Source organism: Algibacter sp. TI.3.09 (assembly GCF_038154905.1).
Taxonomy (GTDB): domain Bacteria; phylum Bacteroidota; class Bacteroidia; order Flavobacteriales; family Flavobacteriaceae; genus Algibacter.
Map to the genome: position 1 here is coordinate 1162008 of NZ_JBAKAN010000001.1, position 22776 is coordinate 1184783.

Genomic DNA, 22776 nt, shown 5'->3' on the forward strand with positions numbered 1-22776 from the left:
ATTATATCATTATTGATACAAATAAATCCATTTTGATTGATTTTATGCTGAACTAGGTTTAACTTCGTTGCTCCTTAACAGCCACCTTAATTTTTAAAACTTAGTATAGCGAAACCAATGGATCACTATTTAGACCCTTTCTTTGAACTATCGATGGATTGTCTCTGTATTGCTAATTTCGATGGCTATTTCGTTAAAATCAATCCTGCTTTTGTTGAGCTTTTAGGGTATTCTGAAACGGAATTACGCTCTAAATTAATTTCAGAATTTATTTATGATGAAGATAAAAAGCGTACAGCCTCTAACAGATCTAATTTAAAACAAAATAAACCTTTAATCAATTTTGAAAATAGATATGTAACCAAATCGGGCGCAATTATCTGGTTGCACTGGACCTCTATTCCTGTTGAAAAACATAAGCTAGTTTATGCCATTGCTAAAGATATAACACACAAAAAAGAATTAGAGAACGAACGCATATCTCACCTAAGCAAACTTAGTGAGGTTAACGAAAAACTTAAGCAGCTTAACTACACAACATCTCACGATCTTAGATCTCCAGTAAATAATTTAATATCATTAGTAGATTTAATTGATTTAAGTAAAGTTGAAGATCCAGAAACTTTGAAAATGTTGAATTACATAAAAGTCTCTGCAGAAGGTTTAAATGATTCTCTAAACACTTATGTGGAAGCCTTTAAACAAAAAAACATATCGAACGAAACCTTAGATCTCGTTAATTTTAATACCATTTTCAACAAAGTAAGCCACTCCATAAGTACGTTAATACAAAAATCAGGAGCACAATTCGAAATAGACTTTAAAGCTTTAGAAAGCGTTCCGTTCAATCCGGCTTATATGGAAAGTATTTTTCTTAATTTCATTACAAACTCCATTAAATACGCACGACCAGAAGTTCCGTTAATCATTTCGATAACATCTAATAATTTATACGGTAAATCTACCTTTCAATATTCTGATAATGGTCTTGGGTTTGATATGGAAAAAGTAGGACATCTAATATTTAAATTAAATCAACGTTTTCACGGAAATGAAGATAGCAAAGGCGTGGGCTTATATTTAGTTTACAACCACGTAACCTCACTTGGCGGAAGCATTCATGTAGATAGTAAGGTTAACCATGGTACAACATTTACTATCAGTTTTAAGGATTAATTCTTCCTGCACACATCAATTTATTTATCTTTTTTCTTTATAAAATCTAAGTCTATTACATAGATTAAAAACTTTAAATATTCAGAATTTAGGTTTCAACACATCACGTTCTAAAATATTTTGTTTAACTTTTTAAGAAAAAGATTAAACATTATTGTATCTTTACAAAGTATTTAATGTTACAATTTTTAAAAAATCAAAAAAAAACGAGATAAGATATGTTTGGACTATTCAAAACAAAATCAGAGAAAGATATATTACAAAAACAATATGAAAAACTGATGAATGAAGCCCACGCCCTATCCACTTCAAATAGAAGAATGAGCGATCAGAAAGTGTTTGAAGCAGAAGAAGTCATGAAAAAACTAGAAAAGTTGAATTAATAAATGAGTGAAGAAAAAAAGCCAGATCAGGTCGTTTACAATACAGAAACCAAAAGATATGACGCTTCTATTAAGCCGTATGCCACTTCTGTAGGTGCACCTGTAATTACGCCAACCGATAGTATTGCTTGGAAAAACAGAAGCATCACAAAAATCAATCATAAGGTTGAGGCTAAATATTTGGAGCTAAAAGCAGAATACGAGAAAATGATTCAAGAATTTGAATACAACAAACTCATATTCGATGCCAAGTTCTCTTTTGAACCGGTAATTGGCGAAGTATATCATTTATATAAAAGAACTAATGGTGAATCGTTTCTATCTATAATAGCACCAGAACAATGCGATTTTAATCCGCTAGGAAGCTTTTATTTAAATGCAGACCAAACTTGGGAAAAAATATAATTTCACGATGACAGAAACAAAAACATTAACAGAGAGAGAATTAGACCGCATTATTGAAATGGCTTGGGAAGATCGCACGCCTTTTGAAGCTATTCTATTTCAGTTTGGATTACCTGAAAAAGAAGTTATTAAAGTGATGCGTGGCAACCTAAAAGAGTCTAGCTTTAAACGTTGGCGTAAACGTGTAAATAGCGGAGTGAGTAAAAAGCATTTAAAAAAACGAAATCCAGATATTACACGTTTTAAATGCTCTAGACAAAAAGCTATTTCTGGCAACAAAATAAGTAAACGTTAGTAAAAACAGCTCACCACGAATAGCAAAAAATTAAAAATGTTTATTCAATTATATTATCCCTAAAAAAATAAATAACTTCTTGAAAAGGCAAGCTATAAATATTGTTTGGTTAAAGCGAGATATTCGCTCGCAAGATCATGAGCCTTTACAAAAAGCGGAACAAGCAGGCATTCCATACCTTATTATTTATCTATTTGAACCTTCTATAATAGAATATCCAGATACAAGCCCGAGACATTTAAAATTCATTTACCACTCTATTTCGGAGTTAAACACAACATTAGAAACATACAAAAGACGTGTTGAAGTCTTTTACGGAGAAGCTATTACTGTTTTTCAATATTTACAAAACGTATTCAATATCAAATCTGTTTTTAGTTATCAAGAAAGCGGAATTCAACTAACTTGGCAACGCGATAAACAGATATCACAATTCTGTAAAGAGCATACTATTTTATGGCAACAATCGCAACGAGATGGTATTGTTAGAGGTCTTAAAAACAGAGATACATGGAACAAGCAATGGCATCAAACCATGCATACGCCAATTATAAAAAACATCTATTCTGTTTCCGAACTAGCTTCTATTAATCATCATTTTTGTATACCCGAAAAATTAGAAAATCAATTAAAAGCCTATCCCAAACATTACCAACCAGCAGGTGAAGTAAATGCTTGGCGCTACTTAAAATCGTTTACCGCAAAAAGAGGGTTTAATTACCAAAAACACATATCTAAACCTACAGAAAGTAGAATGTCTTGCAGCAGACTCTCACCCTATTTAGCCTGGGGAAATTTAAGTATAAAGCAAGCTTTTCAATTTATAGGTACACATCCAAACGGAACAAAAAACAGTAATGCATTTTCAGCAATGTTAACCCGATTACATTGGCATTGCCATTTTATTCAAAAGTTTGAAGTAGAATGTACCTACGAAACACGATGCATAAATAAAGGTTACGAGCTTTTGTCTCACAAGAAAAACGAAGCTTTTATAAAAGCATGGAAAACAGGCCACACCGGCTACCCTATAATCGATGCTTGCATGCGAGCTGTAGAACAAACTGGCTGGATTAACTTTAGAATGCGTGCTATGGTTGTCTCTTTTTTAACACTCAATTTAGACCAAGACTGGAGAGACGGCACTTACCATTTGGCACGGCAGTTTTTAGATTATGAACCAGGAATCCATTTTCCTCAATTTCAAATGCAAGCAGGCACTACAGGCATTAATACCGTACGTTTATATAACCCCGTAAAAAACTCACAAGAGCACGATCCTGAAGGTTTATTTATAAAAAAATGGATTCCAGAACTAAGCGCTGTTCCAACTTTACATATTCATGAACCTTGGAAAATGACAGCTATGGAACAAACGTTTTGCAACGTTATTATTGGTGAAACCTATCCAAACGCCATAGTAGATTTACAAGAAAGTGCGAGAATTGCGAGAGACAAAATTTGGGGACATAAAAAACACCCTGCTGTGTTGCAAGAAAAGAATAGACTTTTACAAACTCACGTTAATAGAAACTAATGAAAAAGGAAAATCTGCCAGAGAAAATATGTGTGGTTTGCGACAAACCATTTACATGGCGTAAAAAATGGGAGAAAAATTGGAACGACGTTAAATATTGCAGCACACGTTGCAGAAAGAATAAATGAAAAGCATCAACTTAATATTTCCACATCAATTGTTTCAAGAATCACCAATTTTTGAAACCACTGCTCCTATTTATATAATTGAAGAATATTTGTTTTTTAAGCAATACCCGTTTCATAAACAAAAAATAGCGTTTCATAGAGCTTCAATGAAGTGCTACGCAGATTTTCTTCAGAATAAAAAAAACCTCGAAGTAAATTATATTGAAGCTATTAACGATTTATCGGATATTAGAAAGTTAATCGTGCAGTTAAGTAAACAAGAAGTAAAACACATTAACTACCTAGACCCGACAGATAATTGGCTTCAAAAAAGGATAGAAAAAACAAGTGAAGAGCACGGCATTTCAACAACCGTTTATACTTCGTCTTTATTCTTAAACACTAAAGATGAACTTGCTAATTTCTTCCGAAAGGATAAAAAGAAATACCATCAATCTACATTTTATACCGAACAGCGTAAAAAAAGAAAGATTTTAGTCGATTCGGAAAATAACCCATTGGGAGGCAAATGGAGTTTTGATGCTGAAAACAGAAAAAAATATCCTGCTAAAAAAACACCCCCATCGGTTCAATATCCAGATAACGATGCTTATTATTTAGAGGCGAAAGCATATGTAGAAAAGCATTTTTCTGACCACTTAGGGAGTCTTACAGAGCATGCCTTATACCCTACTAATTTTGAAAGCACAAACAATTGGTTACAGCAGTTTTTTGAACAACGTTTTATGGAGTTTGGAACTTATGAAGATGCTATAGTTGCAGAAAACTCGATACTAAACCATAGTGTATTAACACCTATGCTAAACGTAGGTTTGATAACGCCTAAGCAAATAATTGATGCTTGCTTATTATATGCTGAAGAGAACAATGTACCTATTAATTCTACCGAAGGTTTTATTAGGCAAATTACAGGTTGGCGCGAATTTATAAGAGGTGTTTATGAAGCTAGAGGTAGTGAAGAACGCACCACTAATTTTTGGGGATTTAAAAAGAAAATTCCTAAATCGTTTTACGATGGCACCACAGGCATAGCACCCATAGATAAAACTATTAAAAAAGTATTACAAACTGGCTATTGCCACCATATAGAGCGCTTAATGGTTTTAGGGAACTTTATGATGCTTTGTGAGTTCGATCCCGATGAAGTGTATAAATGGTTTATGGAACTCTTTATTGATGCTTACGACTGGGTTATGGTAACCAATGTATATGGAATGAGTCAGTTTGCCGATGGCGGATTAATGGCGACAAAACCTTATATAAGTGGCAGTAATTATTTAATGAAAATGAGTAATTATAAAAAAGGAGATTGGCAAAACACTTGGGACGGGCTTTTTTGGCGATTTATGCATACGCATCGTAATTTCTTTTTATCAAACCCTAGATTAGGCATGTTGGTGAAAATGTTTGATAAAATGCCTTCTGAAAAGCAAGAGCAACATCTTAAACATGCAGAACAGTATTTAATATCCCTAAAAAACTAATATTATGCTATTTAACACAACACAAATTAATGATGCTTTTGTAAAAGAAAGTGACAACCTAGTTGGAAAAGCCTTTTCTTTTTTAGAAAAAATAAAAATGGGTGGTATTGGATCGAGTAGATTTATGATTGAAGAAATAAGCGAAAAACTTCAACCTAAAAATCTGCAAACTCTAGCCACAAATTATGCGAATATAGAACTAAGACCAAAAGGTATAATCGTGCATTTTACAAATAGACTCGATCGTTACTCGTGGATAATCCCCTATTACAGATTTGTTACTTATAGCACCAAAACGTATACTATACATGGTAATGGCCATTTTATCAAGTTTAAGAAAAATAAAAATTATAGCGATAACAAAAAGTTTATTGATAAAATGATTAACTTAAAGATCAGCTTTTTACAATTAGATTATTACGATGCTTAAAAGCCATTTTTACTCTAAAATAAAATACCATGAAGCATTTCATTTTAACACTTTTAATAGCTACTACTATGCAAACTGATACTATATTTAAATTTGAAAACACATCGGATATTACTAATTGGACCGTGGTTAACGATGATGTTATGGGCGGAAAATCGTCTGGAGCATTCACTTTAAATGAAACAAGCCATGGCGTTTACACCGGGCATGTATCTTTAGAAAACAATGGCGGTTTTTCCTCTTTAAGATATCGATTTAATGAGACTAGCACCGAAGGCTTTTCAAAAGTTATATTAAAAATTAAAGGTGATGGTAAAAATTATCAATTTAGAGTAAAATCTAAACTATCAGACAAACATTCATATATCGCGCTTTTCAGCACTTCAAAAAAATGGGAACTTATCGAAATATCACTAGCGGATATGTATCCGGCGTTTAGAGGTCGTAAACTAAATATTCCAAACTTCGACGCAAATAGTATTGAGGAAGTTGCATTTTTAATAGGCAACAAAACTGCTGAAGATTTTAAACTAGAAATTGATTCTATTATTTTAAAGTAATTTGAATACTTAGTTAATCACGCTTTACAAACAAACTCGATCGAGATGGCGCCGGAACCATAGAATTAAAATATCGCTTAAGCTTTTTCTCGTCCTTAACATTTAAAGTATCTAGTTCGGTATTTGGTCCAAAACAATTCATGGTAGTAGGCCTATCGGTTTTCACTAAAACAATAGTAGGCTTTGCTGCATTTTTATTACTACAGCCGCACAAAAGCGTTGCAACCAAAGTCAATAAAAAAGCATTCCGTAGCATAATTATTAATGTTGAATATTTAAAGGTACATATTAAGGATATTACTTTAAAGTAGCATAATTAAGCATTAAATAAATTTGTTAAATTCTTATTAAAAGCATGTAAGCCGCTTTATTTCATGTAAAAAAAAGATTTCACATTTCACCTTTAAACAAAAAAATCCTGCTTAAAAAGCAGGATTCTTTTATAAAATATATTTTAACAAGTTTTACACAAACAAAGGTTTATCTTGCATCATAGCATTTACTTTTGCTTTTACAGCTTCTAAAGCGGCATCATCTTCAAAGTTATTAATAACCTCGTCAACAAGCTCTACAATAGCAACCATATCCGTATCATTTAAACCACGAGTTGTTACAGCAGAAACACCTAAACGGATTCCAGAAGTTACAAATGGAGATTTATCATCAAAAGGTACCATGTTTTTATTTACAGTAATATCTGCTTTTACTAACGCTTGTTCAGCATCTTTACCAGATAAGTTTTTGTTACGTAAATCGATTAACATACAATGGTTATCAGTTCCGCCAGAGATAATGTTATAATCTTTAGCAACTAAAGCTTTTGCCATAGCATCAGCATTTTTCTTAACTTGTAATTGGTATTGTAAAAACTCATCGGTTAAAGCCTCTCCAAAAGCGATCGCTTTAGCAGCAATAATATGTTCTAATGGTCCACCTTGATTTCCTGGGAAAACAGCTGAATCTAATAAAGAAGACATTTTACGTAAGTTTCCGTTTTTAAGTTTAATTCCGAAAGGGTTTTCAAAATCTTTCCCCATCATAATCATACCACCTCTTGGTCCACGTAATGTTTTATGAGTTGTTGTTGTAACAATATGACAGTGTGGTAACGGATCGTTTAAAATACCCTTAGCAATTAAACCTGCTGGGTGAGATATATCGGCCATTAAAATAGCACCAACGCTATCTGCTATAACTCTAAAACGCTCAAAATCAATATCACGAGAATAAGCTGACGCTCCTGCAATAATTAATTTTGGTTGCTCTTTAGTAGCTATTTCTTGAATTTTATCATAGTTTAAAACTCCTGTTTCTTGCTCTACACCGTAAAATACAGGGTTATAAAGTTTACCAGAAAAGTTTACTGGAGAACCGTGAGTTAAATGCCCACCGTGAGATAAATCGAATCCTAAAATTTTATCACCAGGGTTTAAACATGCATGGTAGACAGCTGTATTAGCCTGACTTCCTGAGTGTGGTTGTACGTTTACATATACTGCACCAAACAAAGCTTTTGCTCTATCGATAGCTATTTGTTCAACTTCATCAACTACTTCACATCCGCCATAATAACGTTTACCAGGGTAACCTTCGGCGTATTTGTTAGTTAACACAGAGCCTGCAGCTTCCATTACTTGGTTGCTAACAAAATTCTCCGATGCAATAAGTTCTATACCGTGTAATTGGCGTTCTTTTTCGGCTTCAATAAGTTCAAAAATTTGTTCGTCGCGTTGCATATTATGAGTTTGATTTTTAATATTCCGCAAAAATAACAAATAGATTACTTAAATTGATGAAAATTTCGTTTTTTACATTTAAGTTTTTAACCAATTTATTAACGGTTAAAGAAAATTCATTTTTAAAGTAATTTTTCGTTGTAAAACAAAAAAATTATGTACGTTTGATAAGAATACAACAACCCGAAAACAAAACAGAATATGCCATTAACAGCGAACAACCCAGATAGAAAGTCGTGGCTACACGTCGATAAAAACTCCGACTTCCCGATACAAAACATTCCTTTTGGTGTTTTTTTAACCCGAGATGATATTATAACCATTGGTACACGTATTGGTGATACCGCTATAGACTTAGGTGCTTTACACCAATTAGGCTATTTTGAGGGCATCCCGTTAACCGACGATATTTTTCTTCAAGATACCTTAAACGATTTTATTGCAGATGGCCGTAAAACATGGCGTTTGGTTCGAGATAGAATTGCAGAAATTTTTGATGCAGAAAATGATGCCTTAAAAAGCAACATGCAACATAAAGAGGTTGTACTTTTTCGTTTAGACGAAATTGAAATGCAACTTCCTGTTCAAATTGGTGATTATACCGACTTTTACTCAAGTAAAGAGCATGCTACTAATGTTGGTACATTATTTAGAGATCCAGAAAATGCGTTGTTACCTAACTGGTTGCATATTCCGGTAGGTTACCACGGGCGTAGTTCGTCTATTATTCCTTCTGGAATTCCGGTACACCGCCCTAAAGGTCAAACTTTACCAAACGGAGCAACAGAACCTGTTTTTGGACCAAGCCAGTTAATAGATTTCGAATTAGAAATGGCTTTTATAACAACCGATGCTAACGATTTAGGAGAACCAATACCAGTTAACGAAGCGGAAGAATATATATTCGGACTTGTACTTTTTAATGATTGGAGCGCACGCGACATTCAAAAATGGGAATACGTACCATTAGGGCCGTTTTTAGCTAAAAACTTTGCATCGTCTATTTCTCCTTGGATTGTAACGCTAGATGCTCTAGAACCTTACCGTGTAGAAGGACCTAAACCCATTAAAAAACAATTGGATTACCTTAAATACAAAGGCAAAAAAAGTTACGATATTAATTTAGAAGTAGCCATACAACCAAAAGGCGCTAAAGAAACTACGGTAAGTCAATCTAACTTTAAATACATGTACTGGAACATGTCTCAACAACTAGCACACCATACCGTAAATGGTTGCCCAGTAAATTCTGGCGACATGATGGGTAGCGGAACCATTTCTGGACAAACTCCAGATTCTTACGGTTCTATGCTAGAGTTAACTTGGAAAGGTGAAAAACCTTTAAAAATGAAAGATGGTACTGAACGTAAATTTATAAATGATAACGACACCGTTATTATGCGTGGTTACTGTGAAAAAGATGGCACTCGAATTGGTTTTGGAGAAGTATCTACACAATTACTTCCTGTTTTCGAATCAAAAAAATCTAAATAACACTATAAAAATCAAACACTTAAAAACCCTCAAACTAAAAACTTGAGGGTTTGTTTTTGTTTGGCATCAAAATTGAAATTACCTCCAAATAACATAAAACCTTTACCTATGAAAAGATTACTACTCTTATTGTTATCCATTTCATTTTTAATATCCTGCGGTGGACGCAAACAACTCGAAAAAGCCATAAATACTGGCAACTACAACCAAGCCATTACAGAGGCCTTAAAAAAACTTGAAACCAACAAGGATAAAAAACGAAAACAAGATTATATTGTAATGCTTCGAGATGCTTATTATAAAGCGGTCGAAAAAGATTTAAATACCATTAAACATTTAGAAAAAGACAATAATCCAGAGCTTTTTGAAAATGTTTTTAATGTATACAAAAACCTAAATGCGCGACAAGAGGCCATAAAGCCTGTGCTTCCATTATACATTAACGGAAAAGAAGCTAAATTTGAATTTAGCGACTATAGCTCTAAAATTTCGGGCTATAGAAATAAAACCTCTAATTATTTATATGAAAAAGGACTCGATTTATTAGAAAGCGAAAATAAAGAGCAAATTAGAGATGCACATCAAATTTATAGCTATATAGAATCTATAAACCCTAATTACGAAGATACACGCGAACTTATACAAGAAGCTCATGCTCGTGGTACAAAATACGTTATTGTAACCATTGCAAACCAAACAAAACAAGCTATACCTAGAGATTTGGAAAGTGATTTACTAAATTTCGATACCTATGGTTTAAACCAATTTTGGACAGTTTACCACGCATCACCAGAGCAAACTAGAGCGTACGATTTAGCCATGCAACTGCAATTAAAACAAATTATTATCTCTCCAGAGCACGTAAAAGAACGCCAAATACTAAGAGAGCAAACCATAGTTGATGGTAAAAAATATGTTTTAGACAAAAAAGGAAACGTAAAAAAAGATAGTTTAGGAAACGATATTAAAGAAGACAACATTATTAAAGTAAAAGCCAAGTTATACGAGCTTAGCCAACAAAAATCGTCTCAAATTCTAGGAAACGTGATTTACAAAGACCTGAAAACAAATCAGGTTTTACAATCTTTTCCTGTAGATAGCGGTTTTAACTTCCAAAACATCTACGCAACTTATCGTGGAGATAAACGTGCCTTAACCACCGAAGACTTACAACTTATAAGATCTCGTAAGGTACCGTTCCCAATAAACGAACAAATGATATTCGATACCGGAGAAGATCTCAAACTGCAACTCAAAAACATTATAACCACTTACAATCCCGAATAAAAACAAAAAGCCCTCTAAATTTTAGAGGGCTTTCTTTTTCAATAAAACAGTAAATTAAATATTACATCGCTGTTTTTGTATAAGTAAATGTTGTTTTACTAACTATAGTTTCACCGTTTACATCAATATAATTAATGTTTCCTTCAGAAGTAAATTCAGTAAAATCATCATTTACCTCAAGTTGGCTCGTTTGGCTAAAACAACTAGATACTACCGTTAAACCATAAGTTTCATTTAGTTTCCAAGTCCCAATAGTAGTTTGTTCATTATCACAATCACTAGTACCACCTGAAACAAAAGAGTAAGCTCTATCGTCCTCAAAACCGTAAACAATATCTTTCTCACAGTCATCATATTGTAAAAACAAATCTGTACTTGCATTATCTTCACCGTCATCGGTTAAATCAATTTCATCTTCAGCAACAACAGCAGTTAATACCCAAGTACCACTAAAATTCATTTCTACATCGGTTAATTCACCCGTTAAACTATCAGTACAAGTTACGCCATCACTGTCGTCGTCGTTACAACTAACAAATAGTAAACTAAAAACCATTAAACTCTTCACTAATAAAATACTTTTCTTCATAATTAATTATTTTTATTTTCAAGATGTTAAATATCCTTAAAGGTTGCGTTATAATTATGCGTTTTTTACACAAAAAAATCTTACAAACAGGCTATTAAACTGCATATCAACTTAATAAACACAAAATTATAGAAACAAAAAATGCCCGATACATTTATCGAGCATTCTGTACTTTATAAACAAGTAAGTTATTAAATAAACTTACTTAAATCCATTTCATTTATTGCACCATGACTTTCGTGTGCAACAGCTACACCATTTTTAATTACCAAAAGCTGTGGAGACTGGTGCATAACCTGAAATTTATAACCCACCTCATTAGATATTTCTCTAAAATTCAGTAAATCTAAAAAATACAAATCTGCATCTTTTTCAGTAAAATCATAAGCATCTACAAACTGGCTCATCACCATTCTACTAATTCCGCAACGCGTAGAATGTTTAAAGATCATTTGAGTTTTAGTACTCGATTTTTCCTTTATTAAATCCAATTGCTGCATAGCATTCAACGGAATCCAAGGCAATACCTTTTCTTCTTTTGCCTCTCCCGAATCACCAAAAATTTTATTAAATAACCCCATGTATTGTTTTGTTTAATTATATTAATAAAGTATCTCAAAAAGCATAGATTAAATACATTATTGAAATCTCTATACAAATGTTTAAAAATAACACAAAAATAGTCCGTATTTTAAATAAAACTTACAGTTTTTATTCCTTTTTTTTTTAAAATAACCAGTAACATTTCCATAGGCATAAATTTATAACGAATTAATAAAACACGACTTAAATTATATTTGAGTTACATAATCTGGTTTATAATCGCTGTTAAATTTCACAATAAAAGTAGAACCTTCACCAACAGCACTTTCAACTAAAATTTCGCCTCCCATAGACTCAACATGTATTTTGGTCATGAACAAACCTACACCTCGCGCCTCAGGATGTCTATGAAATACTTTATTTAAACCAAATATTTTATGACGATGCTTTTTCAAATCGATACCTAAACCATTATCTTGAATTTTAAGCAAAATTTTATCATTTAATATCTCTGTATAAATATGGATGATGGGCTTTTCAATGTTTGATTTATATTTCAAAGCATTTTCAACAAGATTTAAAAAGATACTTTCAAAATAAATTTTATTGCACGATACACTATTAACCGCGCTAAAATCACTCGTTATCTTGGCTTTAGATTCAATGATATGTCCCGCTAATAATTCCTTTGTTTTATTTAACGTTTCATCAAAATAAACCTTTGTTTTAGAAACTTTTTCCTTTTTCACTCTTAGAGCCTCTAACAGAGTATTTAAAGTAATTGTTAAATGCTCAATCACTTTTTTGAACTTATCAAAAATCTCTTGCTTATTTTCTGAATCGCCAGCCGCACTATATAGTTGAACTAAAGAATTCAAGTTACTAACAGGTGCTCTTAAATTATGCGATGTTATTTGAGCAAAATCTGCTAATTGATTGTTTTTATCTATAAGTTTTTCGGCCAAAAGTTTTAAGTTAGCATTGGCATTAATCGTTTTTTGTTCTGCCTCTTTTTGAGCTGTAATATCTCTAATAGCAGCCGAAACTAACATACCATCTTCCGTTTGCATTGGGCTTAAGCTAACCTGCACAGTAAATTCTTCTCCATTTTTATGTCGGCCAATTAATTCATTTTGCTCACCAATTCCTATACTTTCCGGATCTGAAAAATAATTATCCTCATACATTCTAAAATTATCAACAAATCTATTCGGTAGTAAAATTTCTATCTCCTGTTCTAATAATTCTTCTGCAGCATAGCCAAACATTTTTTCTGCCTGCTTATTAACTAAATGTATTTTTTTATCTTCATTAACTATTATCATAGCATCAGGTGCCGACTCCAGAAGCCCTCTAAACTTAATTTCTGCAATCCTTTGGTGAGTTATATCTTGGCAGGTCCCTACGATTTCAGTAATTTCATTATTATCATCGGTAAAAATTTTAGCTAATACTTCTATCGTTTTTACAACACCATTTGTTGTTATAATCCTATGTATTAATCTAGAAGGAAACTCTTTATCCTTAAAGGTTTTCTCCATATGCCTTCTTACCTTTTCACGATCTTCAGGATGGGTTACTTTCAACATTGTTCGTTTATCCACATGCATTGAATCCACTTCTACCTCCATCATTAAATACAAATTGGGAGACCAACTAACAATATCTTCAATAAGATTATAACGCCAATGGCCCATCATGGTGATGTTCTCAGCAAAACTCAATAACTGGTTTTGTGTTAGTAAATCATTCTGAACCTTTTTTAAATATGTTATATCTTGAAAAATCCCAAATATTTTATTGCATTCACCATTTACAAATTCAGCCTGACCAATATCACGAATCCAAATATTTTCACCGTCCATATTTACTATTTCAAGTTCTACATCAAATGGTTCTCCTGTCTTTTTTAAATGCTGTATGGATTTTATAATTTTGTTCCTACTAGAGCCGTCTTTATAAAGATGCAAGCTTTTATTACCATAAACTTGGAAACCATTGGGTAATTTCAATATTTCTCGAGACATATCACTAAAAGTAATTTTATCACTCTTAATATCTAATTCCCATGTTCCAATACGAACAACTTTATTGGTTGTTCTTAATATTTTCTCTATTCTATCCTTTGCTATACTAATATTTTTGCTATCCGTAATATCGCCAGAATACATCAGTAAGCCCCCAATAGATCCGGTTGGTAAGTACCATGGGCGAATATCCCAAAAATACCATTTTACCGAGCCATCGTCTTGTACATAGTAACCTTCGTCGCACTTATCAATATCACCCTCTAAACATTTTTGATGCTGAGTCTTTCGGCTATCTGTAAGATTTGGAAAAACATCATAATGAGACATACCTACCACATCTATATCAACCATATTATAAACTTGTTTCCACTTTTCAGAAACCGCTATATATTTCATATCCCTATCGAGCATTGAGATAGATGGAGCTGCTTGTTCAATGAAGATTTTATTAAACTTATCTTTCTGCTCTAAGTCTAACTTTAATTTTTGAACAACTTCCAGATTTTCTTTTATTTGAAATTGAGATTTTGCCAACCGCTCGTTTGCTAATATTAAAGACTCATTCTTCTTTATTAATTGTCGAATATTAGTTAACCATAAAAATATAAATACCCCTAATAAGATTAAACCAAATACTAAAAAAATGATGTAAAAACTAGTTTCTACTCTTCTAAAGTTTGCTTTCGATTTTCTCTCATATTCACGAACTATAGCATCCATGCCAAATAAAAAGGATAGTTCTGCTTCTTTTATTTTAGCTTTTGTATGCTTGTCTAAAGAGAAACTCTTTAAAGACATTACACTATCGCTACATTTTACTAGTACCTCTAACTTAGTATCAACTAAATCAAACAGAGAATCTAACCTTTTAGTTCCCTTAGTTTGTTTATATTGATTAAGTAAAATATTGTGAGATGTTTCTATCTCCTTAGTAAACACCCTTAGAGAATCTACCAATTCGACAGGGGAAACTAGCCTAGTATCGCTATCCATAGCAAACATTACTTTTGTAATACGCTGACTTAACATACCTTGTTTACCAGACTTACTAATTAAAAACGCATCGTTATTTTGAGTTAGAACATGCTTTTTAATTACTATGAACACTATAAAAAAAGCAATAACAGATATGCATGCAAAAAGACCGAATCTCTGTTTTACTTTATTTTTAAGGGTTCTCATTATTCTATTTTAGTTAAAAATAATAAAAATACACAAACACAACTATTCCTACAAAAAATTAAATTAATAAACTTCAATAATTACAGTTAATCTAGTTTTTTTGATATTCTATTTTAGAAACACTAATTATTATTAACATAAAACATATTCTTTTTAAACTAAATTTGTAATATTCAACCATACTTACCAAGACAAAAAGTCATCTACAACAAGTGTTTAAGCGTCATTTTGTCGCTTTACTGTAATTGGTAGGGAATTTGAAATATACATTCCGAAATAAAAAACTAATAAGGTTTCCCGTTAAACGGAAACCATAAAACATATTAATTATGAACTTAAACGATTATACTATTAAATCGCAAGAGGCCATACAACAAGCACAACAAATTGCGCAAGGTTTTGGCCAACAGCAAATAGAAAACGAACATATTTTTAAAGGCATTTTTGAAGTCGATGAAAACGTGTTACCGTTTATCTTAAAGAAATTAAACGTAAATATCCCGATACTAAAACAAGCTCTAGATAAACAAATAGAAAGCTTTCCAAAAGTATCAGGTAGCGAACTTATGTTATCTCGCGAAGCAGGAAAAAGCTTAAATGAAGCCTCTATAATTGCGAAAAAACAAAAAGATGATTACGTTTCTATCGAACACCTCATTATGGCTGTTTTTAAATCGAACAGCAAAATAGCGCAAATGTTAAAAGACCAAGGTGTAACCGAAAAAGGACTACAAGCTGCAATTGATGAGTTACGCCAAGGCGAAAATGTAACCTCACAAAGCCAAGAAGACACATACAATTCGTTAAACAAATACGCTAAGAACTTAAATCAATTAGCTAAAGATGGTAAGTTAGATCCGGTTATTGGTCGCGATGAAGAAATTCGTAGAATTCTACAAATCTTATCACGTCGAACCAAAAACAACCCAATTTTAATTGGAGAACCCGGTACAGGTAAAACCGCTATTGCCGAAGGTTTAGCACACCGTATTGTTGATGGAGATATTCCAGAAAACTTAAAAAACAAGCAAATTTTCGCTCTAGATATGGGAGCACTTATTGCAGGAGCTAAATATAAAGGTGAGTTTGAAGAGCGTCTAAAGGCAGTAATTAAAGAAGTTACCACCAGCGACGGAGATATTGTTTTGTTTATTGACGAAATACACACATTAGTTGGTGCAGGTGGCGGACAAGGTGCGATGGATGCAGCAAACATATTAAAACCAGCACTAGCACGTGGAGAACTGCGAGCTATTGGAGCAACTACTTTAGATGAGTATCAAAAATATTTTGAAAAAGATAAAGCTCTAGAGCGTCGTTTCCAAAAAGTTATGGTTAATGAGCCAGATACAGAAAGTGCTATTTCAATACTTCGTGGTATTAAAGAAAAGTATGAAGCACACCACAAAGTACGTATTAAAGATGAAGCTATTATTGGAGCTGTAGAACTTTCAACACGATATATCACCAATCGTTTTCTACCAGATAAAGCTATCGATTTAATGGATGAAGCTGCAGCAAAATTACGTATGGAAATAAACTCTAAACCCGAGGAACTCGATGTTTTAGATCGTAAAATCATGCAACTAGAAATTGAGATTGAAGCTATTAAACGCGAAAAAGACGAAACGAAGTTAAAATCTCTACGTTCAGACTTAGCTAATATTAAGGAAACTAGAAATGAGCTTAACGCAAAATGGAAAAGCGAAAAAGAAGTTGTAGACAATATTCAAAACACGAAGCAAGCCATTGAAAACTATAAGCTCGATGCCGAAAAAGCAGAACGCGAAGGTGATTACGGTAAGGTTGCAGAATTGCGTTACGGGAAAATAAAAGAAGCCCAAGAACAGCTAGAGATTTTCCAAAAGCAATTGGATGAAAAATCGGAAACATCACTTATTAAAGAAGAAGTAACTTATGACGATATTGCTGAAGTTGTTGCAAAATGGACAGGAATACCAGTTACAAAAATGCTACAAAGTGAACGCGAAAAACTCTTAAGACTAGAAGATGAACTACACAAACGTGTGGTTGGTCAAGAAGAAGCCATAGAGGCTGTTAGTGACGCCGTACGCCGTAGTAGAGCCGGATTGCAAAACCCGCAAAAACCAATTGGAACCTTCCTGTTTTTAGGAACTACCGGAGTTGGTAAAACGGAATTAGCAAAAGCTTTAGCTGAATATTTGTTTGATGATGAGAGCGCGATGACGCGTATAGACATGAGTGAATACCAAGAGCGTCATGCTGTAAGCCGTTTAGTTGGAGCACCTCCAGGATACGTTGGTTATGATGAGGGAGGACAATTAACCGAAGCCGTAAGACGTAAACCATACTCTGTAGTGCTTTTAGATGAAATTGAAAAAGCGCATCCAGATACGTTTAACATCTTGTTGCAAGTTTTAGATGAAGGTCATTTAACAGATAATAAGGGTAGAACTGCAGACTTTAAAAACACGATTATAATTATGACTTCTAATATGGGAAGCCAAATAATTCAAGATCGTTTTGAAGCTACAAAAGATATCGACTCGGCTATTGAAGCAGCAAAAGTAGATGTGCTTGCATTATTAAAACAAACCGTGAGACCTGAGTTTTTAAACCGTATTGACGATACCGTAATGTTTACACCATTAAGTAAAGAAAACATTGTATCTATTGTAGGTTTACAAATAAAGAGTATCACAAAAATGATAGCAAAACAAGGTATTACTTTTGATGCTACGCCAGAGGCTGTAAGTTATTTAGCCAATAAAGGTTATAACCCAGAATACGGAGCAAGACCAGTAAAACGTGTAATACAGAAAGAGGTTTTAAACGCCTTGAGTAAAGAAATTTTAGCAGGGACCGTAACAACAGATAGTATTATTTTACTCGATGCCTTTAATGACGAGTTAGTTTTTAGAAATGAAAATCACTTAGTTAGCGAAGAAATCTAAGTTTTAGATACTAGAATTTAAATGTTAATTTGAAGCAACACAAAACTCAACATGAGGGATGTGTTGCTTTTTTTTATTAACGGAATAATGTAAAACGCCAATTAAAAAATAAAATTCTGATACTAATTTTACGAATTACCTTTCAAACCAAAATAAGCTTTTCAAAACACTAAAAACCAGTTCGTTTTATAGCAAGTCTTTTAATAATGTGCCTTACCATAGATAAATTATATTACAAACCCTTTGTTTTTCTTATTTTTTCTATGAAAGTAGGAATTAAGTTACCGTTCGTCTAAAAAATGAAATTTCACCCAAGCAATGCTCGGTTAGTTTCTAACTTTACTTCGGAATTACCCTAAACTTTCATTATTTAAAACTAATGAAGACTAATTCTGTCCCCTCAAAAAATAATAAAAAAATAGCTTAACCTAAAACTCCCTAACAATGATTATTTCGGAATACATTGACTATACCCTATTATCACCCACAACAACCGAAGCAGAAATAATAGCACTCTGCCAAGAAGCAAGAAAAAGCACTCTAAATAGTATTTGTATAAACAGTTGTTATGTAGCACTAGCTACAGAATTACTAATAGGTACCGACGTTAAAATATGTTCTACTGTTGGTTTTCCTGCCGGAAGCGCATCAACAGCAAGTAAAATTTTTGAAGCAACAAACGCTATTAAAGAAGGCGCTAGCGAAATCGATATGGTTATCAACCTTGGTTTATTGAAAAGTAAAAACTACGTTTCAGTAATGAAAGATATTAGCGCTGTAAAAACAGCAATTTCGAACATACCACTAAAGGTTATTATTGAAATTTCAGAATTAAATAAAAACGAAATTGTAAAAGCATCTCAAATTTGTTCGGATGCTAATGCCGATTTTATAACCACTTCTACCGGTTTTTCTAAAGGTGGCGCCACATTTACTGCGGTAAAAATTATTAAAAAAACAGTTAGAGATAGTATAAAAATTAAAGCTTCAGGAGGTATTACTAATTTAGAAATGTCTCAAAAATTTATAGATATTGGTGTAAGTCGCATTGGAGCTTCTCCAAACTTAAAACTTAGAAAAGCACTTTTAAAACTAGCATAAAACAAGTTTTATTTACTCAATTTAAATGAAATGGCTTGTCCAGTATATTTCTGTGACAAGCTATTTATTGCAGTTTCACTTAACTGAAGCACTCGTGGATAACCACCAGTAGTTTGGCAATCGCGCATTAAAACAATAAGCTTTCCTGAAGGTGTAAGTTGAACTGTTCCTGGAATAACTGGTCCAGTAATAATGGCTTCTAAATTATTTTGAAAATTTTCATTTAGCTGGTACCCCATTCTACTGTTATTATTAGAAATAGTGAAACACGTAGACAGTAACTCGTTTTGCTGAGTATTACTGAGGTTTTCAAACTCTGGACCTACATAAACCTCCAAAGTCGATGAATTCATATAAGATTCATCGTATCGAATTCTCGAATATGTATTTTGATTCTCCAGAGATGAAGCATTAATAGCTAATTCATCATTTTTAAGTAACCTGCTTGCTTTTGTAATGTTCGGATACATACTTTTACTCTTCATAATAGTTTCGGTGTTAAAACCGCCTAAAACAGCTAAATAACATCGAAAGCCTAATTTAAGTTTTCCGAAACTTAATATATCTCCCGGGTTTATAGCAATCGAACTATTGTTCATTATTTCAACACCATTCAACTTAGCACCCATTTGTGCGCCAGAAAACGAGACATATGTATTTACAGAAAATTGAAGACTAGCACCTAACATGGTCATTTCTAAAACCGCTTCATCTTCACCATTACCAACTAAGCTATTTGCAAAAGCCGCCGCTTTTCGATCCATAACTCCAGAAAATGGCACACCAAATTCCTGATAACCGTAACGACCAAAATCTTGAATAGTAGAATAAAAACCTGCTTTTAAAACTTTAATCATTTACGTTTTCGCTTTCTAATTGATACACACCTGCTTCTACTAAAGTTTTAATGTTTTTATAAGTTTTTAATGAAATTGGATAAAACTGAACACGATCTCCTACTTTCGCAAAACATGGCTTTTCTTTAGAAACATCGAAAAAATTAAGAGGAGAATTACCGATAATATTCCAACCGCCAGGACTCTCATTTGAGTAAATCCCAGTTTGATTTCCGCCTATAGCAACCGCACCTTTTTCAACCTGCAACCGTGGTGTAGATTTACGTGGTATATGAAGTGATTCATCTAAACCACCCAAGTATAAAAACCCGGGTAAAAAACCTATAAAATAAACCGTATAAATAGCCTCGCAATGTTGCTTAATAACATCCTCTTTAGACACCTTTTTTTCATTTGCAATAGTATTTAAATCGAGACCAAAAACCTCATCATAGCATACAGGAATCTTCCAAAGATGAGAAATTAAAGAAACAGCATTACTTTTACTTGAATAGATTTTATCTATAATAGCGATTCGCTCATCTAACGAAATAAATAAATTAACATAAAAAACTACTAATGAGCTATATGCGAAAGTTACCTGAATAATCTCTTTAATATGTGAGTTTTCAATTTTCGCCTTTAAAACTAAGACATCCTCAAGAACAGCTTCACTAATTTCAGCCGGCCATTCTACTAAAACAGCATGCAAACCTAAGGATTTATAACGAAGTTTAAAAGTCATTTAAACTAAAAAATTTTAATATGATGAAGTTCCAAATCGCTCCTTAAATCCTGAATTAAATTCACAACATTTGGCTGGTCTCCATGAAGACAATATGTATCGGCTAAAATCTCAATATCACGACCTTGTATCGCCCTAACTTTTTGCTCAGAAACCATCTTAAAAACATGATTAAACAAGTCGTTTTTCTCATGAATTAAAGCATTATTTTCTTGCCTAGAAACCAAGCTTAGATCGTCATTATAATTCCGATCTGCAAAAGCCTCGTAAACTATTTTAATATCATTTTCTATAGCTAAATTTGCTATAACAGAATTATATGGCACGTAAAGCTTAATAGGTAACATGAGTGATTTTATTACCTCGATAATAACATTTGCTGTTTTAACATCGGTAGCAGCCAAATTGTAAAGCGCACCGTGTGGTTTTATATGATGAAGTCTTGCGCTTTCAGATTTTAAAACAGAAAGTAAATCTCTAATTTGATGTTTAATTGAAGCATAAAGCGCAACGCAGGACATACCCATAATCACTCTTCCGAAGTTTTCTTTATCAGGAAATGATGGATGTGCTCCAATTTTAACACGATGTTGTTTAGCTAAACGCGTAACATCTCGCATAATCTCTAAAGTTCCGGCATGACCACCACAAGCGATATTGCATGAGGATATATGCGGCATAAGCAAACTTTCGTTGCCAATCCCCTCGCCTACATCAACATTAATATCTATTGTTTTAATTTCCACCAAACCAAGTTAGCGAATTTAAATTAATTATTAGAAAGAATTTAAGGCGTAAATAGCGAAAGAACCTAACCAATGCCCACCCTCGTAGCTATCACCGAAAATACTAGGTAAAGAATGATTTAAGTGCTGTATAGCCACAGGCTTTAAATGTGCATATTCTGGCAAACCTTCTACTATTTTATTTAAACTCCACGCTCTAGAAAAATTTAAACCATCTAAGTGTACTAAATTCCCATCGTTTCTATCGGAAACCTTACCCGTTTCTAAAGAAAAGGTTTTAGATTTCAATTGCGGAAGAAAATCATTTAGCCATGTTTTATAAGTTTCAACAGGTAACAATCGCTTCATTAAAGCAGCCTCTTCTAGGCAAGGCGATAAAAAATCTGAACCGCCAGGCTCCCAAGACATCGGACAATTTTTATCATTTAAAAAGAAATATTTTGCACGACTTTCAATCGCTTTCTTAAATGCTTCATCATTTACCGCCACAGCATAATCGTAAGCAAAAGACATTCCGAAAGCTGTATTCCCATGTGTTCCAACTCGCGTTGGATAATTTAATTTTGGAAGATAAACAGTATATTTTTCAACAATTAAATTTGTTAAAGGTTGAAGATTTTCTTCTAAGATTCTTGCAGTATCATCATCCCAAGTATGAAGTTCTTCTGCCAATTTTAACAGCCAAGCCCAACCGTAAGTTCGCTCGAAAGACGCACTATGCTTACCCGAAAAATACGCAACCTCTTCTTCAATCTTCTCTTTAGATAAGTTAAACAACAACCTATTCTTTAAATCGTTACGGTTTTTTATATCAGGATTGGTTTTAAGCAAACTCACCAAACTCCAATGTCCATGTACCGCAGAATGCCAATCGAAACAACCATAAAAAGCAGGATGTAATGTTGCAGGATTTTTTAAGTCTTCTCCACTCCCTAAGGTTTGAGATAACTTATTTGGGTATTCAGAATTTATACAATGAAGCGGTAATGCAGCTAATTTATTTGCTTGCTCTAAATCTAATTTTGGAACATCTTGACTTTGATTTTGAACCGCATTATAATCAGGAACAATCTCCTGTTTATTTTCAGACTGTTTGCAAGCTGTAATAAATAATAGAAAAAGTATAATAAAATGTGGTTTCATATAAAAGCTA

At 33.1% G+C, this 22776-nt stretch carries 22 protein-coding genes; 13 read left to right on the forward strand and 9 right to left on the reverse strand.

The genetic code is table 11. The annotated features are described in order from the left end of the window. The first annotated feature begins 117 nt into the window (after positions 1-117). From V6246_RS04635 to V6246_RS04675, 9 genes are all read left to right on the forward strand, one after another. Complete coding sequence (locus tag V6246_RS04635; RefSeq protein ID WP_304404460.1) at positions 118-1176, forward strand: PAS domain-containing sensor histidine kinase; 1059 nt, start codon at positions 118-120, stop codon at positions 1174-1176. Between the two features lie 218 nt (positions 1177-1394). Further along, a complete protein-coding gene (locus V6246_RS04640) occupies positions 1395-1559 on the forward strand; it encodes a Lacal_2735 family protein (RefSeq protein ID WP_159020595.1) in 165 nt (54 codons plus the stop codon). 3 nt (positions 1560-1562) lie between these two features. Next, entirely contained in the window at positions 1563-1964 is a 402-nt protein-coding gene (locus tag V6246_RS04645) for a DUF2452 domain-containing protein (protein ID WP_341559218.1), read from the forward strand. A gap of 7 nt (positions 1965-1971) precedes the next feature. After that, the gene (locus V6246_RS04650; RefSeq protein ID WP_341559220.1) at positions 1972-2259 is read left to right on the forward strand and encodes a TIGR03643 family protein; all 288 of its coding nucleotides are present in this window, start codon (positions 1972-1974) and stop codon (positions 2257-2259) included. A gap of 79 nt (positions 2260-2338) precedes the next feature. Continuing rightward, a complete protein-coding gene (locus V6246_RS04655) occupies positions 2339-3796 on the forward strand; it encodes a cryptochrome/deoxyribodipyrimidine photo-lyase family protein (protein WP_341559221.1) in 1458 nt (485 codons plus the stop codon). Next, entirely contained in the window at positions 3796-3924 is a 129-nt protein-coding gene (locus V6246_RS04660) for a DUF2256 domain-containing protein (protein ID WP_341559223.1), read from the forward strand. Before V6246_RS04655 ends, V6246_RS04660 begins: the two co-directional genes overlap by 1 nt. Beyond that, positions 3921-5408, forward strand: a complete 1488-nt coding sequence (locus V6246_RS04665; RefSeq protein ID WP_341559224.1) for a cryptochrome/photolyase family protein — start codon at positions 3921-3923, stop codon at positions 5406-5408. Before V6246_RS04660 ends, V6246_RS04665 begins: the two co-directional genes overlap by 4 nt. 4 nt (positions 5409-5412) lie before the next feature. Then, complete coding sequence (locus V6246_RS04670; RefSeq protein ID WP_341559226.1) at positions 5413-5838, forward strand: hypothetical protein; 426 nt, start codon at positions 5413-5415, stop codon at positions 5836-5838. A gap of 29 nt (positions 5839-5867) precedes the next feature. Further along, positions 5868-6398, forward strand: a complete 531-nt coding sequence (locus V6246_RS04675; RefSeq protein WP_341559228.1) for a CIA30 family protein — start codon at positions 5868-5870, stop codon at positions 6396-6398. A gap of 13 nt (positions 6399-6411) precedes the next feature. Here the strand turns inward: V6246_RS04675 and V6246_RS04680 are convergent, their stop codons facing one another. Both V6246_RS04680 and glyA read right to left on the reverse strand, forming a co-directional pair. Beyond that, a complete protein-coding gene (locus V6246_RS04680) occupies positions 6412-6654 on the reverse strand; it encodes a hypothetical protein (protein ID WP_341559229.1) in 243 nt (80 codons plus the stop codon). Between the two features lie 208 nt (positions 6655-6862). Next, the gene (gene glyA / locus V6246_RS04685; RefSeq protein WP_341559231.1) at positions 6863-8134 is read right to left on the reverse strand and encodes a serine hydroxymethyltransferase; all 1272 of its coding nucleotides are present in this window, start codon (positions 8132-8134) and stop codon (positions 6863-6865) included. A 201-nt stretch (positions 8135-8335) separates the two neighbouring features. Between glyA and fahA the strand changes: the two genes are divergently transcribed. Together fahA and V6246_RS04695 are read left to right on the forward strand one after the other, a co-directional pair. Continuing rightward, positions 8336-9628 (forward strand): fumarylacetoacetase, encoded by a 1293-nt coding sequence (fahA, locus tag V6246_RS04690; protein WP_341559232.1) that lies wholly within the window; start codon positions 8336-8338, stop codon positions 9626-9628. A 108-nt stretch (positions 9629-9736) separates the two neighbouring features. Beyond that, positions 9737-10915, forward strand: coding sequence for a hypothetical protein (locus V6246_RS04695; RefSeq protein WP_341559233.1), 1179 nt, complete (start codon positions 9737-9739; stop codon positions 10913-10915). Between the two features lie 61 nt (positions 10916-10976). Here V6246_RS04695 and V6246_RS04700 read toward each other — a convergent pair whose 3' ends face one another. The 3 genes from V6246_RS04700 to V6246_RS04710 all read right to left on the reverse strand — a co-directional run bounded on the left by V6246_RS04700 (position 10977) and on the right by V6246_RS04710 (position 15259). Beyond that, a complete protein-coding gene (locus tag V6246_RS04700) occupies positions 10977-11504 on the reverse strand; it encodes a DUF5004 domain-containing protein (RefSeq protein ID WP_341559234.1) in 528 nt (175 codons plus the stop codon). A 191-nt stretch (positions 11505-11695) separates the two neighbouring features. After that, the gene (gene ytxJ / locus V6246_RS04705; protein WP_042498545.1) at positions 11696-12085 is read right to left on the reverse strand and encodes a bacillithiol system redox-active protein YtxJ; all 390 of its coding nucleotides are present in this window, start codon (positions 12083-12085) and stop codon (positions 11696-11698) included. 210 nt (positions 12086-12295) lie between these two features. Beyond that, complete coding sequence (locus V6246_RS04710) at positions 12296-15259, reverse strand: PAS domain-containing sensor histidine kinase (protein ID WP_341559237.1); 2964 nt, start codon at positions 15257-15259, stop codon at positions 12296-12298. A 329-nt stretch (positions 15260-15588) separates the two neighbouring features. On the opposite strand from V6246_RS04710, the gene clpB reads away from it, so the two are divergent. Together clpB and deoC are read left to right on the forward strand one after the other, a co-directional pair. Next, a complete protein-coding gene (clpB, locus tag V6246_RS04715) occupies positions 15589-18195 on the forward strand; it encodes an ATP-dependent chaperone ClpB (protein WP_341559238.1) in 2607 nt (868 codons plus the stop codon). A 444-nt stretch (positions 18196-18639) separates the two neighbouring features. After that, entirely contained in the window at positions 18640-19296 is a 657-nt protein-coding gene (deoC, locus tag V6246_RS04720; protein ID WP_341559239.1) for a deoxyribose-phosphate aldolase, read from the forward strand. Positions 19297-19304: 8 nt separating this feature from the next. On the opposite strand, the gene V6246_RS04725 is transcribed toward deoC, so the two are convergent. From V6246_RS04725 to V6246_RS04740, 4 genes are read right to left on the reverse strand one after another with little or no spacing between them, the layout of a single operon-like run. Further along, positions 19305-20153: a 5-oxoprolinase subunit C family protein gene (locus V6246_RS04725; protein WP_341559241.1), complete on the reverse strand. Its 849-nt coding sequence runs from the start codon at positions 20151-20153 to the stop codon at positions 19305-19307. Beyond that, entirely contained in the window at positions 20146-20877 is a 732-nt protein-coding gene (gene pxpB, locus V6246_RS04730) for a 5-oxoprolinase subunit PxpB (RefSeq protein WP_341559243.1), read from the reverse strand. Before pxpB ends, V6246_RS04725 begins: the two co-directional genes overlap by 8 nt. 5 nt (positions 20878-20882) lie before the next feature. Further along, entirely contained in the window at positions 20883-21623 is a 741-nt protein-coding gene (pxpA, locus tag V6246_RS04735) for a 5-oxoprolinase subunit PxpA (RefSeq protein ID WP_341559245.1), read from the reverse strand. 30 nt (positions 21624-21653) lie between these two features. Then, complete coding sequence (locus V6246_RS04740; protein ID WP_341559246.1) at positions 21654-22766, reverse strand: DUF2891 domain-containing protein; 1113 nt, start codon at positions 22764-22766, stop codon at positions 21654-21656. Between the last annotated feature and the right edge of the window lie 10 nt (positions 22767-22776).